Genomic DNA, 13,369 nt, shown 5'->3' on the forward strand with positions numbered 1-13,369 from the left:
ATGGCCGGCGCGGCCTACCATGCACTGGGGCTGGCGGCCGGCGAGCGTTGCGCCGGCGTGCGGGTCGGCGGCCCGTTGCCGCCATTGCGAGACCGGCTGGAGGTGCGGGCGGCGGCGCTGGTGCTGGCCCTGTTGCTGCTGGTGGGAGTAAGCGAACTGTCGCTGTGGGTACGCCAAAGCAGCGTCGACAGCTACAAACAGCAGGTGGACGCCAGTTGGCAGAGCATCGACGAAGCCATCAAACGCATCAATGCCAAAACCGCCGAGATCGGCCAGATCAAGGACAAAATCAAAAGCCTGCGTGCCGAGCAATCGCGCCTGGAAAATCTGGCCCGCTTTTACGACCAGGATATCCCCGAGCGCATGTACTTGGTCAAAGGCGTGTTGGGCATGCTGCAAACCGTGGTCGACGACGAGGTGGTGATCGAAAAGCTGGACGAGCCGGACAAGTCGGCCGTGAAACCGGCCGCTGCCGCCAACCCTGCCCAGCCTGCCGGCCCGATGGACGCTAAACGCATCGAAGCCGAACATTTCGAGTTAGAGGCCTGGGCGCTCAGCGACAGCGCCGCTCAGACCTTTGTCAAGCGAGTCGGGGATGCCGCTGCCAACTGGGATTTGCAGGTAACCGAAGCCAAAGTGGCCTTCGGTAAAGGGCCGTTGAACAGTAACGGCTTTACTATCAAATTACGGCTGGTCAAATTGGCGGAACCGGACGGCAAAATCATTCGTTTATCCAATCCGAAAAGCTATGAAACTCCCTCCTTTGAGTAACCGCGAGCAATTATTGTCGGCATTGGCCATCAGCTTCATCGTGATCGGCGCGTACGTCTGGCTGCGCTGGGTGCCGGCCAACCGCGAAATCGGCCAGTTGCAGCAAGCGGCGGAAGCCACCGACAAACGCAGCAAAACCGCCACCATTCCGGACGAGCCGGACGAGGATATCGAGCGTCTGAAAAGCCAATTGGCCGAACAAGAGCAAGCGTTCAGCACACTGAAACAGCAATCGGAAAGCATAGAACAACGTTTGGCGCCCAACGATACGCAGTTCCTGGTCGTCAAAATATCCAACGTCGCGAGTGACGCTCAAATTCGTGTGCGTGCCAACGAAGTTTACCAAGCGGCAAACCCGACAGCCGAGGCCACACCGGCCGCAGCGGCGCCGGCGGCCGGCAAGAAGAACCGCAAGAACAAAGCGCCCGCCGCGCCAACAGCCCCGGCCGCGGCGAAGGAGGCGACGATTCCGCCGCTCAGTGCCGGCTGGATTGCGCGGATGTCGCCCGGTTCATTGCTGGAGCGGCCGTTACGGCGCCTGGAATTGGAAGGCTCGTACAAATCGTTGAACGACTTCATTCTGACACTGGACCGGCTGCCGTTTAAGGTAGCGGTTCTGCGCTTAAGCGTAAAACGCATGCCGGTGCTTTCCCTGCCCGGCTATCCGCAAACCCTGCTGGCCGAAGTCATTTTGGCCCTGTAAGCCATGGCGATCAACGACGAACAGTTACTGGACGCCGGCGTGCGTTGCGGCCTGATCGAGGCACCGCAGCTGGAGCGGCTGCGGCTGGAAGCCCGCCGTCAGCGTACCAGTCTGCTGGCGATGGTGCAGGCGCATTACCGTTTCCCGTTGGCGGCGCTGTACCGGGCAGTGGCCGAGCAGTACGGCATTCCTTATGTCGATCTGGATAAATTGCCGGTGGAAACCGCGCTGCTGAAAAAGATTCCACCCAGTCTGGTACAGCGCAAGCTGCTGCTGCCGGTCAAGGACGGCGAGCGCATCATGCTGGTCAGCGGCGACCCGGGCGACCGGGCCGGCATCGATTCGGTGCAGCGTTTGCTCGGCCAAGTGTTGCCGCTGGCGATGGCCGATCTGGCGCTGGTGCAGTTAAAGGTCAATCAGGCGCTGGCCGGCAAGGCCGCGCCGGAACCGGCCGGCACGGTATCGGCGGAAACAGACACCGATCTGGTAGCCTTGCTCGACGGCATCATCCGCGAGGCCTATTTCTACCGGGCATCCGACATCCATTTGCTGCCCGACGCCCAGGGTTTGCGGGTACGGCTGCGGGTGGACGGCAAATTGCGCGATTTTCCGATTGCGGCCGGCGCCGGGTCGGCAATGGCGCTGGTATCGCGGGTCAAGGTGCTGGCCGGGCTGGACATCGCCGAACAGCGCATGCCACAAGACGGCGGTTTTTCCTACCATCTGCCGCGGCCGATCGACAAAGGCTTCAACATCCGGGTGGCGACGGCGCCGACTCGCTTGGGTGAGCGCATCACCTTGCGCTTGTTGGGCCAGGAAGCCTTCGGTCTGACTCTGGCCGACCTGGGCATGATGGACGAAGACTTGCTGCGCTTTCGCAAAGTGATCCATCGCCCCTACGGCATGGTGTTGCTGACCGGCCCTACCGGTAGCGGCAAATCGACGACCCTGTTCGCCGCGCTGCAGGAAATCAATCGGCCCGACATCAACATCATGACCGTGGAAAACCCGATCGAGTACGTGATGCACGGCGTTTCCCAGGTACAGACCGGGCCGAAGATCAGTTTCGCCGACGCACTGCGCTCGTTTCTGCGCCACGACCCGGACGTGCTGATGGTCGGCGAGATTCGCGACCACGAGACCGCCGACGTTGCGGTGAAAGCGGCGATGACCGGCCACTTGGTCTTTTCCACGCTGCACACCAACAATGCGGTCAGCGCCGTGACCCGCTTGATCGACATCGGTTGCGAGCCGTTTCTGATCGGCTCGACGGTGGCGGCGGTGATTGCCCAGCGCTTGGTGCGGCGGCTATGCCGGCATTGCCGCAAGCCGCGCCCGGCCACGCCGGCGGAACAGGCGGAACTGGGCCGGGACGGCGAGGTGCAGATTTACGAGCCGGGCGGCTGCGTGATTTGCCAGGGCAGCGGCTTTCAGGGCCGGCTGGGCTTGTTCGAAACCCTGTGGCTGGACGAATCCCTGGCCCGGCTGGTGGCGCGCGGCGCCGACGAGGAAACCATCGAGGCCAGCGCCGGCGAGCGGCTGAGCTTTATGTGGGACGACGGCTGCCGCAAGGTGCTGTTGGGCATGACCACGCTGGACGAAGTGCGCGACGTGGCGGTGCACAAGACCCAAATCCCGCCGGGAGTGAGCTGAGATGGCCGACTTTATCTACACCGCATTGGACGAGCGCGGTAACGAGACCGCCGGCAAAGTACAGGCCGACGACCAGGGAGCCGCCGCCGCCCAGTTGCGCCAGCGCGGTCTGCGGGTCCTGGAATTGCGTCCGGCGCGCGGCAGCGGCGGCTTTTTGGGACAGGCCAACTTCAGCGACTGGCTGGCTTCGCAGCGCTCGGTCACCACCACCGCGCTGATTTTCTTCTTCCGGCAAATGAGTTTCATGCTGCATGCCGGTCTGCCGGTGGCGCAGGCGCTGGAACTGGCCCAGGCGCAATTAAGCAATCCGCGGCTGAATCTGACCCTGCGCCTGATGCTGAAAGACATCCAGGCCGGCCAGTCGCTGTCGTCGGCAATGAGCAAGCATAAGGCGGTGTTTCCGGAAATGGCCATCAATCTGGTGGTGGCCGGCGAAACCACCGGCGAGTTGGATCAGATCATGGAACGGCTGGCGGTGCATCTGGATAAAAAAGCCGCGCTGCGGGCGCAGACCATCAACGCCATGATTTATCCGGCCATCGTCGTGCTGGCGGCGATTGGCGTCGGCATTTTCATGGTGGTGAAGATCATTCCCAAGTTCAGCAAATTCCTGCTGGGCAAAGGCAAGGCGTTGCCGCCGTCGACCCAATTGCTGGTCGATATTTCGGACTACGTCCGCCTGAACGGCTTGTATCTGGCCGGCGGCGCGCTCGGTCTGGTGGTGCTGGTGTTGCTGGTTTACCAGACCCGCAACGGCCGGCTGTGGATCGACCGTTTCCTGCTGCGGGTGCCGGTGATCGGTTCGTTGCTGATCACCGGCTCGATGGCGCAAATGAATTGGGCGCTGTCGATTTTGTTGCGTAGCGGGGTGACGGTGTTCGATTCCTTGAAGATCACCGCCAACCTGTTGGGTAACCGGGTCTACGTCGACCAGTTGCAATACGCATCCACCCAGATTCTGGAAGGCCGCGACATCGCCCGCAGTATCGAGCATCCGCGCATGCCGCCGCTGGTGGTGCAGATGGTCGCGGTCGGCGAAAGCACCGGCGCGCTGGACGAAGTGATGCAGGAGCTGGGAATTTATTACGAAAAGCTGCTGGAAATTGCCATCAAGCGCCTGTCGGCCCTGATCGAACCGGCGATGATTCTGGTGATCGGCACGATGGTGGGGTTTGTCTATTACGCGTTCTTTCAGGCCTTATTTTCTTTGGTATCGGGGCGTTAAATGAAGTTGTCCAATTCAATCGGGCCGCTGGCCGGCTCTGTATTCTCGTTGCTGGCCGCAACCGTGCAGGCGTTGGAATCGCCGGCCGTGCCGCTGCCGGACAATCCGCCAGCCGCAACCGCGTTGCGCGATCCGTTCACGCCCAGCCAGATGATGTACGAGTCGGCCGGCAGCCAGGGCGGCAGCGCCGGCGCCTACGGCTTTTTGCCGAACCAGGACGCCACCAAGCTGCCCAAGCTGAAATTGCGCGGCCTGCTCAATCCGTCCGGCAAAGCCTTTATCGCCCTGCTCGAAGTCGGCGGCGTCGGCACCTTCATGGTACGCGAGGGCGACGAATTCAATTTCGACCCGTCGCAACCGAAAAACGCGATTCGGGTCAGCAAGATCACCCGGCTCAGCGTCACGGTGGAAACCGGCACGCTCGGTTCGATCCGGGTGCTGCGCTGACGGCGGCATTCAATATAAGCGCTTACGAAACAGCCAGCCGGCGCAGCTCAGACAGAACAGACCGATAAGCGCGAGCGGCCAGTATTGGTCGAGCAAATCGGCGGCTTGCAAGCCTTGCAGAAACACGCCACGGATGATGACCAGAAAATAGCGCAGCGGGTTGATCAACGTGAAATGCTGCACCAGCTCGGGCATGTTTTCGATCGGCGTGGCGTAGCCGGACAAAATCACGCCAGGCACGATCACCAGAAAACCGCCGAGCAGGCCCTGTTGCTGGGTCAGCGACAGCGACGAAATCATCAGGCCGACGCCGATCACCGAAAACACGTACAGCACGATCCCCAGATACAGCGCCGGCAGGCTGCCGAGCAGCGGCACCTGGAACCAGAACACCGCAAAAAAGATGCTGAGCGAGGCTTCCAGCACGCCGATGATCAGGCCCGGTATCGCCTTGCCCAGCAGAATTTCGGTCGGGGTAAACGGCGTGACCAGCAGTTGGTCGAAGGTGCCCTGCTCCCGCTCGCGCGCCACCGACAAGGCCGAGACCGTCATCGTCACCACCAGGGTCAGCAGGCCGACGATGCCCGGCACGATAAACCAGCGGCTTTCCAGATTGGGGTTGAACCAGGCCCGTACCACCAGTTCCGCCGGCGGCCCGGCCTGGCCGCGGCCGGCCGCCCAATCGTTATTGAACCGGCTCAATACCGAACGCAGATAACCCTGGGCGATCTGTGCGGTATTCGAATCGCGCCCGTCCAGCAAGACTTGCAGACTGGCCGACTGGTGCCCGCCGAGCAGATCGCGACTGAAATTGCGGCCGATGTGCAACACCAGCAACACCCGCTTGCTGTCCAGCGCGGCGGCGATCTGCTCCTGCCGGGTAATCCGCAGCTCTTCGCGGAAGGCCGGCGCGCCGGTAAAGCGGGCGATCAAATCCCGCGCCGCTTGTCCGCTGTCTTCGTTGTAAATCGCAATCGGCATTTGGTTCAGATCGAAGGTGGCGGCGTAGCTAAGCACGAACAATTGCACCAACGGCGGCACGATCAGCACGAAGCGGCTTTTCTTGTCGCGCAGCAAATTCAAAAACTCTTTGGCCAACAAGGCATAAATCCGCCACCACATCGCTTACTCCAAACGGCGCGGCGCGCGCCACAGGGCCAGGGCCAGAAAGGCCGCGGCCATCACCAACAAGGCCAGGGCATTGGGCAGAATCACCTCCCAGACGTCGCCGGCCAGGAACACGGTCTGCAAAATTGCAACGAAATAGCGCGCCGCAACCAGATGCGTGATCAGTTGCACCGCCGGCGGCATGCTGTCGATATTGAATATAAAGCCGGACAAGATAAAAGCCGGCAGAAAGGTGACGATAATCGCGATCTGGCCGGCGACGAACTGGTTTTTGGCGGCAATCGAAATCAACAGGCCCATGCCCAACGCCGCCAGCAAAAACAAGGTGCCGGCCAGCAGCAACACCCACAGCGAGCCGGCCAGCGGCACCTGAAACAAAAACACTGCCATGCCGATCGACAACAACATGCCGCCCATGCCCAGCAGGTAATACGGCAGCAGCTTGCCCAGCAGCACCTCGCGCACCGTCACCGGCGTCGAAATCAAAGCTTCCATCGTGCCGCGTTCCCATTCCCGCGCCACCACCAATGCGGTCAACAAGGCGCCGATCAGGGTCATGATCACGGCGATCAAGCCAGGCACCAGAAAATTGCGGCTGCGCAAGGCGCTATTGAACCAGATCCGCGCTTCCATCTGCACCGGCCGGTTTGCGGTCCGGCCGTTGCCTTCGGCGTGGGCGCCCAGCCATTTGTCCCACACGCCCTGGACGTAACCGGACACCAGCCTGGCGGTATTGGCGTCGACGCCGTTCAGAATAACTTGAATCGGCGCCGGCGCATTGGCCTGCAAACGCCGGGCAAAATCGCTTTGCAAATGGACGATGCCGTTGATCTGCCGCGCCAGCAAAGCCGCTTCCGCCTCGTGCAGATTGGCGAAATAGCGCGGCGCGAAATAGTCGGACTGCACGAAGCCGCCGGCAAATTCGCGCGCGGCCGGCGAGGTTTGCTCGATGACCAGACCGATCGGCACCTGTTTGGCGTCGAGCGAGACGCCGTAACCGAACAGCAACAGCAGGAACACCGGCATCGCGAACGCAATCGCCAGACTGCTGGGGTCGCGCCAGACTTGCAGGAACTCCTTGCGCATCAAACCGCGCAAACGCAAACCGAAACCGCTCATCCGCCGACCTCGCCGCCCGCTTCGACCAGCCGGATAAAGGCGTCTTCCATCGTCGTTACCGGCTCTGCGCCGCCGGCCTGGCTGCGCTGTTTGATCTCGGCCGGCGTGCCGGCCGCCAGAATGTCGCCTTCGCGCATGATCAGCAAGCGGTCACAGTATTCGGCTTCTTCCATGAAATGGGTCGTAACCAGAATAGTCACGCCCTGCGCCGCCAATTGATTGATCCTGGCCCAGAATTCGCGCCGCGCCAGCGGGTCGATGCCGGAAGTGGGTTCGTCCAGAAACAGGATTTCCGGCTCGTGCATCAAGGCGCAGGCCAACGCCAAGCGCTGCTTGTAGCCCAAGGGCAGATCGGCGCTGTTATGCTCCAGAAAGGCTTGCAAGCCGAACTGGCCCACCGCCCAATCGATCCGCTCCCGGCGCCGGCCCTGGTGCAGGCCGTAGGCCTGGCTGAAAAACTCCAGGTTCTGCCGGACCGACAATTGGCCGTAGAGCGAGAATTTCTGCGACATGTAGCCCAGCCGGGCTCGGGCTTGCGAGGCGGCGCGGCGCAAATCCAGCCCGGCCACCTGCAATGTGCCGTTGCTGGCCGGCAGCAGACCGCACAGCATGCGAAAGGTCGTGGTCTTGCCGGCGCCGTTGGCACCCAACAAGCCGAAGATTTCGCCGCGGCCGACCTGAAACGACAGTTTTTTCACGGCCTGGAACCGGCCGAACCAGCGGTCGACCTGATCGACCTCGATCACCGGAGTCCGGCTGCCGTCGAGTTTGGCGCCTGCGCCGTGAGGGTTGAAACAAACCGTCTCCGCATCCGCTAGGCTGCTGCGGCGCCGGGTCAGCAACAAAATGAAGGCATCCTCCAAACGCGGCGCTACCGGCCGGCTGACCACGGTTTCGGCGCCCGGAAACAACTTGGACCAATCCGGCCGGCTACCCGGCCTGACCACGGTGCGCACCGCGCCGCTTTGCACGACGCTGTCGACCACATCGGCATGCGCCGCCAAGCGTTGTTGCAAGGCCCGGTTCGAGGTGCGGGGGCTGGACAATAGGAAACTGCAATCGCTAGCCAGTGCGTGGAATGCGGCCGGCGCGTCCTGCTGCAGGATTTCGCCGCGATCCAACAACACCACGCGCTGGCAGCGTTCGGCTTCGTCCATGTAAGCGGTGCTGAGCAACACCGTGGTGCCAAACTCGGCCACCAGCGTGGCGATGATCTGCCATAACTCGCGGCGCGACAGCGGATCGACGCCGACCGACGGTTCGTCCAGCAACAGCAGCCGCGGCCGGTTCAATAAAGTGCAGGCCAAGCCCAACTTTTGTTTCATGCCGCCGGACAAGCGGCCGGCCAGTCGCTCGCCGAACTTGGCCAGATTGGTCATCCGCATCAAATCGGCGAAGCGGCTTTGGCGCTCGGCTTGCGCAATGCCGTAAAGGTCGGCATACAGTTGCAGGTTCTCCTGCACGCTGAGGTCTTCGTAAAGCCCGAAGCGCTGCGGCATGTAGCCGATCAGACTGTGCAACTGGCCGCCGGCCGTGACGCTATCCAAACCAAAGCTTTCGATGCGGCCGCGGTCGGGCAGCAGCAAACCGGCGGCCAAACGTAGCAACGTGGTTTTGCCGGCGCCGTCGGGTCCGACCAGCGCCGTGATGCCGCCGACCGGCAAAGCCAGGTCGATGTCGCGCAGGGCCGGGCCGGTATCGGCAAACGCCTTGCTGACCGCAGCAAAGCGCAGCGCGCAGGCACTAGCGGATTGGTTCACGGCCGCGGGCCGCAGCCCGGTTGCGCCGACGGTTGCTGCCGGGTATCGATCGTCACACTGACCGGCATCCCCAAGCGCAACTGGTCCTGGCTATCGCAGACGAATACCCGGATCTGGTAGACCAGGCTGGTGCGCAGTTCGCTGGTTTCGACGCTTTTCGGAGTGAATTCGGCGATCGGCGAGATATAGCCCACCCAGCCGGGATAGGCCTTACCGGGAAAGCTGTCGCTGTAGACGCTGGCCGGCGCGCCGGGGCGGACCTTGCCCAGATCGGTTTCGGCCAGATAGGTTCTGGCCCACAGCGGCTCCGGCAGGGCCAGGGTCAACACCGGCGTCTGCGGGCCGGCCATGTCGCCCGGTTCCAGGATGCGGTTTTGCACGACGCCGGTCTGCGGAGCGTACAAATGAGCATCGGTCCAGGCTTTTTCCGCCAGTTGCAGCGCGGCGCGGTCGGCCTCGACCTGGGCTTGGGCCGCCCGGATATCCTCGCGCCGCGGTCCGATCTCGGCCAATGCGTACTGCTGCTGCAAGGCGTGCAGATTCTCCCGCGCCGAGTCATATTGGGCCTTGGCCCGATCCACCGACTCTACGGAACTGAGTTTGCGCGCCACCAGGGTTTTCAAGCGGGCCAACTCCTTCTCGGCCAGCACCACGGCGGCTTCGGCGGCTTTGACGTCGTTACCGGCTTTGCGAATTTCCTGCGGCCGGGAGCCGTGCAACAACTTGTCGAGCTGGTGTTGGCGCACGGCCAGCGTCGCCGATGCCTGGTCCTTGGCATATTGAAAACGCTCCAGCGCTTGCGTCGCCAACAGCTGGCCGCGTTCGACCCGCTCGCCCTCCTGCACCTCGACCCGCTCGATCCGCTCCGGGTCGCGAAAACTCAACTCGACCTGGCGGATATCGATATTGCCGTGCAGCAGCAACACATCCGGATCGTTGCCGTTTCGGCGTCCCTGCCAGCCCAGGCCGATTGCGCCAACCGCGATTAACGCACCGATAATCGCCAACCTTCGTTTCGTCGCCACGCTCCGCTACCCGCCTGTTATCCTGAAGCCTGCAGTATAGCCAATGGCCGAGTCCAGGTTAAGCCGCCGAGGGGTTGTCCGCAGGCAACCGGCACACTAAGCAAGTAAATGGTAAGAGTTCAATTTAGGACGCCCAGCAATCACCCGTTTGAGATCAGTCTGACCCGCACTCGGGGAAAATCGGTATTTGGCTCGTGACGGCCAAGAGCGTTCTACCAAAATCGTTCTGTTAATAGCAGGTATTCACCAGAAAGCCGCCACTAAATGTTTGAGTTCGCCTCGACCATCTACTGAAATGATGGGGTGAGCATCATTGTTTGCCTAGCTTTGGAAAACAAGGACTATGGCGTTTCCAACCTTGTTCGTTATGTTCCACCCTTGCTTCCTTATTAGTAACTACCAGATCAAGCGGTATCTCAATTTGATCTCTCGAGAATCGAAGGGCCAAGTTCCAATGGCGACCGGCATCATTGAAGCCACGAACCGTTTCGTATATTTGAAAATACTTTGGCGAGAACCCCTTCTTTTCCTTTAGCGCCTGACTTTGGCTCGGTGTCAACCTGAAAACGTAAGGGCTGTATATGTTCATAGTTCCGAAGTTCTCAAGCTGGCATGTTCGGTAAAGGTTAATGACCTTTTTCTGCGCTGCCGTGAGGTCGAATACCAGCACTTCACCAGGGTAGCGCCCGTCGCGCAAAGGCAAGCCGTCAGCCCGTGCAGCCGCAGTAAGAACAAATACCGCAAGAAATAGATACGCGATTCTCATAATGTTCAACGTGGAAGTGAGGGCAGCCTATCGACTGTAGGGTTAGACCGCTCGGGTTCAGTAGCCATTGTTTTTCCTTTCTTTCCAGGATGACACGTTGCAACTGACCAACTGAGAGTGGTTTGACTTTTTCAATAGAGAAGCCGAAGAAGTTTGCGATCATAAACAACAGACCGAAGCCTTCGCTGTGAAATAGGTATTTATCTATTCCAAGGCAAAATGCTTCGCGTAATGCACCGTCGACACCTGCGAACCAGATACCAAACCGTTTTTGTAGCTCCTCAAGCCGCTCGCTCTTATTGTCGCGCGTAATTCCAAGATCACGCTCCAACAGCGTGGCGGCGGTTATCGGCTTTGCCTCGTTAATGCCTTGGCTCTCACGGATACAAGCAATCGACTCTGCGAGCATCCGCAAGTGTTTGCCGCGTTAAGCACCCTGCTATTTTTTCTAACGCCGGACCACACAAAACAGAGACGGGCTCTACGTTGTGTTGCCAACCGGAATATGACCAAACCTAATGAATCCGCATGTTTCCGGATTCGTCGATTTCAACCGTCGCATGCAAATAGCGTTTTTCGGCCGCCGCCGCTTAAACTACCGCCCGCAGTAAATTGCCGTAATACAAGTCGTTGCCGGTCTGGCTGCGCGCCCACAGTTGCCTGGTTTCGCTTTGGCCTTGTCCAAAATGCAGTCCGGCTGCGGCCAGCTCCTGCAGGCCGACTTTCGGCGAGTAGGTATTCAATATCAGGAAGCCGCCGGGCTGCAGCAGGCCGCGCGCGGTTTCCGCCAGCCGCGGCAACTGGTGTTCCAGCTTCCATTTCTCGCCGTTGGCGCCCAGCCCCCAGGCCGGCGGGTCCATGATAATGCCGTCGTAGCGCTTGCCGCGTTTCAGTTCGCGGCCGGCAAATTTCAAGGCGTCTTCCAACACCCATTTGATATCGGCCAAGCCGCTCAGCGTTTGGTTGGCGTTGGCCCAATCCAGCATTTGCCGAACCGAATCGACATGGGTCACGTCGGCGCCGGCCGCGCGCGCCACCAGCGAGGCGGCACCGGTGTAGGCAAACAGGTTAAGAATCCTGGCGCCGGGTACGACCCGCTCGGCGATAAAGCGCCAATTGGCCTGTTGTTCCGGAAACAGGCCGAGGTGTTTGAATTGGGTCAGCTTCAAATTAAAGTGTAGTTGCCGATAAGCGATGCTCCAGCTCTCCGGCGCATCGGCGCGCAATTTTTGCCAACGGCCTTGGGTCGAGGACGTTTCCACAAACTCCCAGTGCGCCAGTTCCCGCCATTGGGCCAGCGGCCATAGCGCGTCGGCGTCGGCGTTGATCTCGGGCCGGATGGTCACCACCTCGCCCCACCGCTCCAATTTCCGGCCGCCGCCGGCATCGAGCAATTCGTAATCGCTCCAGGCTGCGGCATATTCCCGCAAGTTTTCGGGCCGCGCTTCTCGCGCGCTGGCTTTGGGCCGGGCAGGATGCCGGCGGCGCTGGGACACGTTGGATGGGGACGGCATGATTCGGTCGGCGGGTCGGTTAGGATCGATCGGTTTAAATGCTCCGGTGCGGCGAAGCGGGCAACGGCTATTCTATCGCGGAGGCCGCGAAAAATAAGCCGGTACCTAACCTATGGCGTTAAGTTATTAACCCGGCCCTATTTAACACTGGCATTCCGTTCGTACGCTCTTGGGCATAAAGGCTGAGCCGTTCGGCTGAGTTCAGGACAGGCTTGTCGAAGCCTGATATGGAGCGCCCTTCGACAAGCTCAGGACGAACGGTATTTAATGGCCGGGTTAATAAGCCGTTCGGGCGAGCCTGTCGAACCATGATCGGCTCTTGTGCCCTTGGCTATAACCATTCACCCCTCGACACGCTCTGTACCCACCGGGCATAAAGGCGAACGGTTAAACCTTAAGGGAGCACTGGGTACCTAACCCGGCACGAATGCCGTTAGGCGCAACTTTCGCCGGCGCTTTGTCAGGCTTCGCCCGCATTTGTAATACGTGTCACCAAATCTTCATCGAACAATCACAACTCCATCACAAAACATCCCTATTGTGCGCGGCGTGCCGGCCACTAACGGACTGTTGCGGCACACCCAATATGATTTTTGTTTCGTGGCGAGGCGATCGGACGAACCTTTGTTGTTGCAGTGTCCCCCATTCGCTGCGACGGCCGCCACTAAGCACTAACCCGCAATCGGAGCCGCTCAAATGTTCAACCGAAAATTTCTTCGCCAGGCAGTGTTACTGTCGGCGCTATCCGCCAATGCCGGCGCCGCGGCGCTGGATGCCGACGGCCAATGGCATCCGTTCGACGTCGACGATACTGTCTCGGCATCTGCCGGTCTGGAGTGGATAGACCTGGACGGCAACGCCCTGAGTTTCGACTTTACCCTGACCGGCTCGGCAATTTTAACAATCGTCGACAGCGGCTTTGCCGGCGACCGTTTCGACGTGTTCAACGGCAATCTGCTGCTGGGCCAGACCTCGGCGGCCAGCAATAATTACCCCGACTCGCTGGGCCTGGATTTCGACGCAGCCTTTGCCGACAACCGTTACAGCCGCGGCGTATTCCTGCTGGGGCCGGGCAGTTACCGTATCAGCGGCTTGCTGAGCCAATCGGCGTTGGACGACAGCGCCGGCGCCATCAACGCCACGGTCGGCGCGATCAGCCTGACCGCCGTGCCGTTACCGGCCGCCGCCTGGTTGTATCTGGCCGGAACCGGCCTGATGGGCTTGACCGCCCGCCGCCAATCCAAATCCGGAGTTTAAC

Annotated in this window: 13 protein-coding genes; 6 read left to right on the plus strand and 7 right to left on the minus strand. The window is 60.8% G+C overall.

Going from position 1 to position 13,369, the window contains the following annotated elements:
• The 5 genes from NP603_RS19725 to NP603_RS19745 all read left to right on the plus strand — a co-directional run.
• On the plus strand, positions 1-771 hold a 771-nt coding region (locus NP603_RS19725; protein WP_256612566.1), incomplete at its 5' end, for a hypothetical protein.
• Positions 749-1,474 carry a hypothetical protein gene (locus NP603_RS19730; protein ID WP_256612567.1) on the plus strand — a complete coding sequence of 242 codons (726 nt, stop codon included), beginning with the start codon at positions 749-751 and terminating at the stop codon, positions 1,472-1,474. The genes NP603_RS19725 and NP603_RS19730, both read left to right, overlap by 23 nt.
• Positions 1,475-1,477: 3 nt before the next feature.
• Positions 1,478-3,127 (plus strand): GspE/PulE family protein, encoded by a 1,650-nt coding sequence (locus tag NP603_RS19735; RefSeq protein ID WP_256612568.1) that lies wholly within the window; start codon positions 1,478-1,480, stop codon positions 3,125-3,127.
• Between the two features lies 1 nt (position 3,128).
• Positions 3,129-4,352, plus strand: a complete 1,224-nt coding sequence (locus NP603_RS19740; RefSeq protein ID WP_256612569.1) for a type II secretion system F family protein — start codon at positions 3,129-3,131, stop codon at positions 4,350-4,352.
• Positions 4,353-4,799: a hypothetical protein gene (locus tag NP603_RS19745; RefSeq protein ID WP_256612570.1), complete on the plus strand. Its 447-nt coding sequence runs from the start codon at positions 4,353-4,355 to the stop codon at positions 4,797-4,799. It abuts the gene before it with no gap.
• A gap of 9 nt (positions 4,800-4,808) precedes the next feature.
• Here the strand turns inward: NP603_RS19745 and NP603_RS19750 are convergent, their stop codons facing one another.
• From NP603_RS19750 to NP603_RS19780, 7 genes are all read right to left on the minus strand, one after another.
• Positions 4,809-5,921 (minus strand): ABC transporter permease, encoded by a 1,113-nt coding sequence (locus NP603_RS19750; protein WP_256612571.1) that lies wholly within the window; start codon positions 5,919-5,921, stop codon positions 4,809-4,811.
• Positions 5,922-5,924: 3 nt separating this feature from the next.
• Positions 5,925-7,046 carry an ABC transporter permease gene (locus tag NP603_RS19755; RefSeq protein WP_256612572.1) on the minus strand — a complete coding sequence of 374 codons (1,122 nt, stop codon included), beginning with the start codon at positions 7,044-7,046 and terminating at the stop codon, positions 5,925-5,927.
• Positions 7,043-8,806: an ATP-binding cassette domain-containing protein gene (locus NP603_RS19760; protein ID WP_256612573.1), complete on the minus strand. Its 1,764-nt coding sequence runs from the start codon at positions 8,804-8,806 to the stop codon at positions 7,043-7,045. Before NP603_RS19760 ends, NP603_RS19755 begins: the two co-directional genes overlap by 4 nt.
• Positions 8,803-9,831: an HlyD family secretion protein gene (locus NP603_RS19765; protein WP_256612574.1), complete on the minus strand. Its 1,029-nt coding sequence runs from the start codon at positions 9,829-9,831 to the stop codon at positions 8,803-8,805. Before NP603_RS19765 ends, NP603_RS19760 begins: the two co-directional genes overlap by 4 nt.
• Before the next feature lie 310 nt (positions 9,832-10,141).
• Positions 10,142-10,597 (minus strand): hypothetical protein, encoded by a 456-nt coding sequence (locus tag NP603_RS19770; RefSeq protein ID WP_256612575.1) that lies wholly within the window; start codon positions 10,595-10,597, stop codon positions 10,142-10,144.
• Positions 10,539-11,006 carry a hypothetical protein gene (locus NP603_RS19775; protein WP_256612576.1) on the minus strand — a complete coding sequence of 156 codons (468 nt, stop codon included), beginning with the start codon at positions 11,004-11,006 and terminating at the stop codon, positions 10,539-10,541. The genes NP603_RS19770 and NP603_RS19775 overlap by 59 nt, the downstream gene beginning before the upstream one ends.
• 181 nt (positions 11,007-11,187) lie before the next feature.
• Positions 11,188-12,111 (minus strand): class I SAM-dependent methyltransferase, encoded by a 924-nt coding sequence (locus NP603_RS19780; RefSeq protein ID WP_256612577.1) that lies wholly within the window; start codon positions 12,109-12,111, stop codon positions 11,188-11,190.
• Between the two features lie 696 nt (positions 12,112-12,807).
• Between NP603_RS19780 and NP603_RS19785 the strand changes: the two genes are divergently transcribed.
• Positions 12,808-13,368, plus strand: a complete 561-nt coding sequence (locus NP603_RS19785) for a VPLPA-CTERM sorting domain-containing protein (RefSeq protein ID WP_256612578.1) — start codon at positions 12,808-12,810, stop codon at positions 13,366-13,368.
• Position 13,369 lies beyond the last annotated feature (1 nt).

Source organism: Methylomonas aurea, assembly GCF_024505045.1.
Taxonomy (GTDB): Bacteria; Pseudomonadota; Gammaproteobacteria; order Methylococcales; family Methylomonadaceae; genus Methylomonas; species Methylomonas aurea.

Excerpts from the sequence above, each read along its gene's own strand:
- NP603_RS19775 (WP_256612576.1), bottom strand. The coding sequence starts at position 11,006 with ATGCTCGCAGAGTCGATTGCTTGTATCCGTGAGAGCCAAGGCATTAAC.
- NP603_RS19730 (WP_256612567.1), top strand. The coding sequence starts at position 749 with ATGAAACTCCCTCCTTTGAGTAACCGCGAGCAATTATTGTCGGCATTG.
- NP603_RS19785 (WP_256612578.1), top strand. The coding sequence starts at position 12,808 with ATGTTCAACCGAAAATTTCTTCGCCAGGCAGTGTTACTGTCGGCGCTA.
- NP603_RS19735 (WP_256612568.1), top strand. The coding sequence starts at position 1,478 with ATGGCGATCAACGACGAACAGTTACTGGACGCCGGCGTGCGTTGCGGC.
- NP603_RS19745 (WP_256612570.1), top strand. The coding sequence starts at position 4,353 with ATGAAGTTGTCCAATTCAATCGGGCCGCTGGCCGGCTCTGTATTCTCG.
- NP603_RS19740 (WP_256612569.1), top strand. The coding sequence starts at position 3,129 with ATGGCCGACTTTATCTACACCGCATTGGACGAGCGCGGTAACGAGACC.
- NP603_RS19755 (WP_256612572.1), bottom strand. The coding sequence starts at position 7,046 with ATGAGCGGTTTCGGTTTGCGTTTGCGCGGTTTGATGCGCAAGGAGTTC.
- NP603_RS19770 (WP_256612575.1), bottom strand. The coding sequence starts at position 10,597 with ATGAGAATCGCGTATCTATTTCTTGCGGTATTTGTTCTTACTGCGGCT.
- NP603_RS19780 (WP_256612577.1), bottom strand. The coding sequence starts at position 12,111 with ATGCCGTCCCCATCCAACGTGTCCCAGCGCCGCCGGCATCCTGCCCGG.
- NP603_RS19750 (WP_256612571.1), bottom strand. The coding sequence starts at position 5,921 with ATGTGGTGGCGGATTTATGCCTTGTTGGCCAAAGAGTTTTTGAATTTG.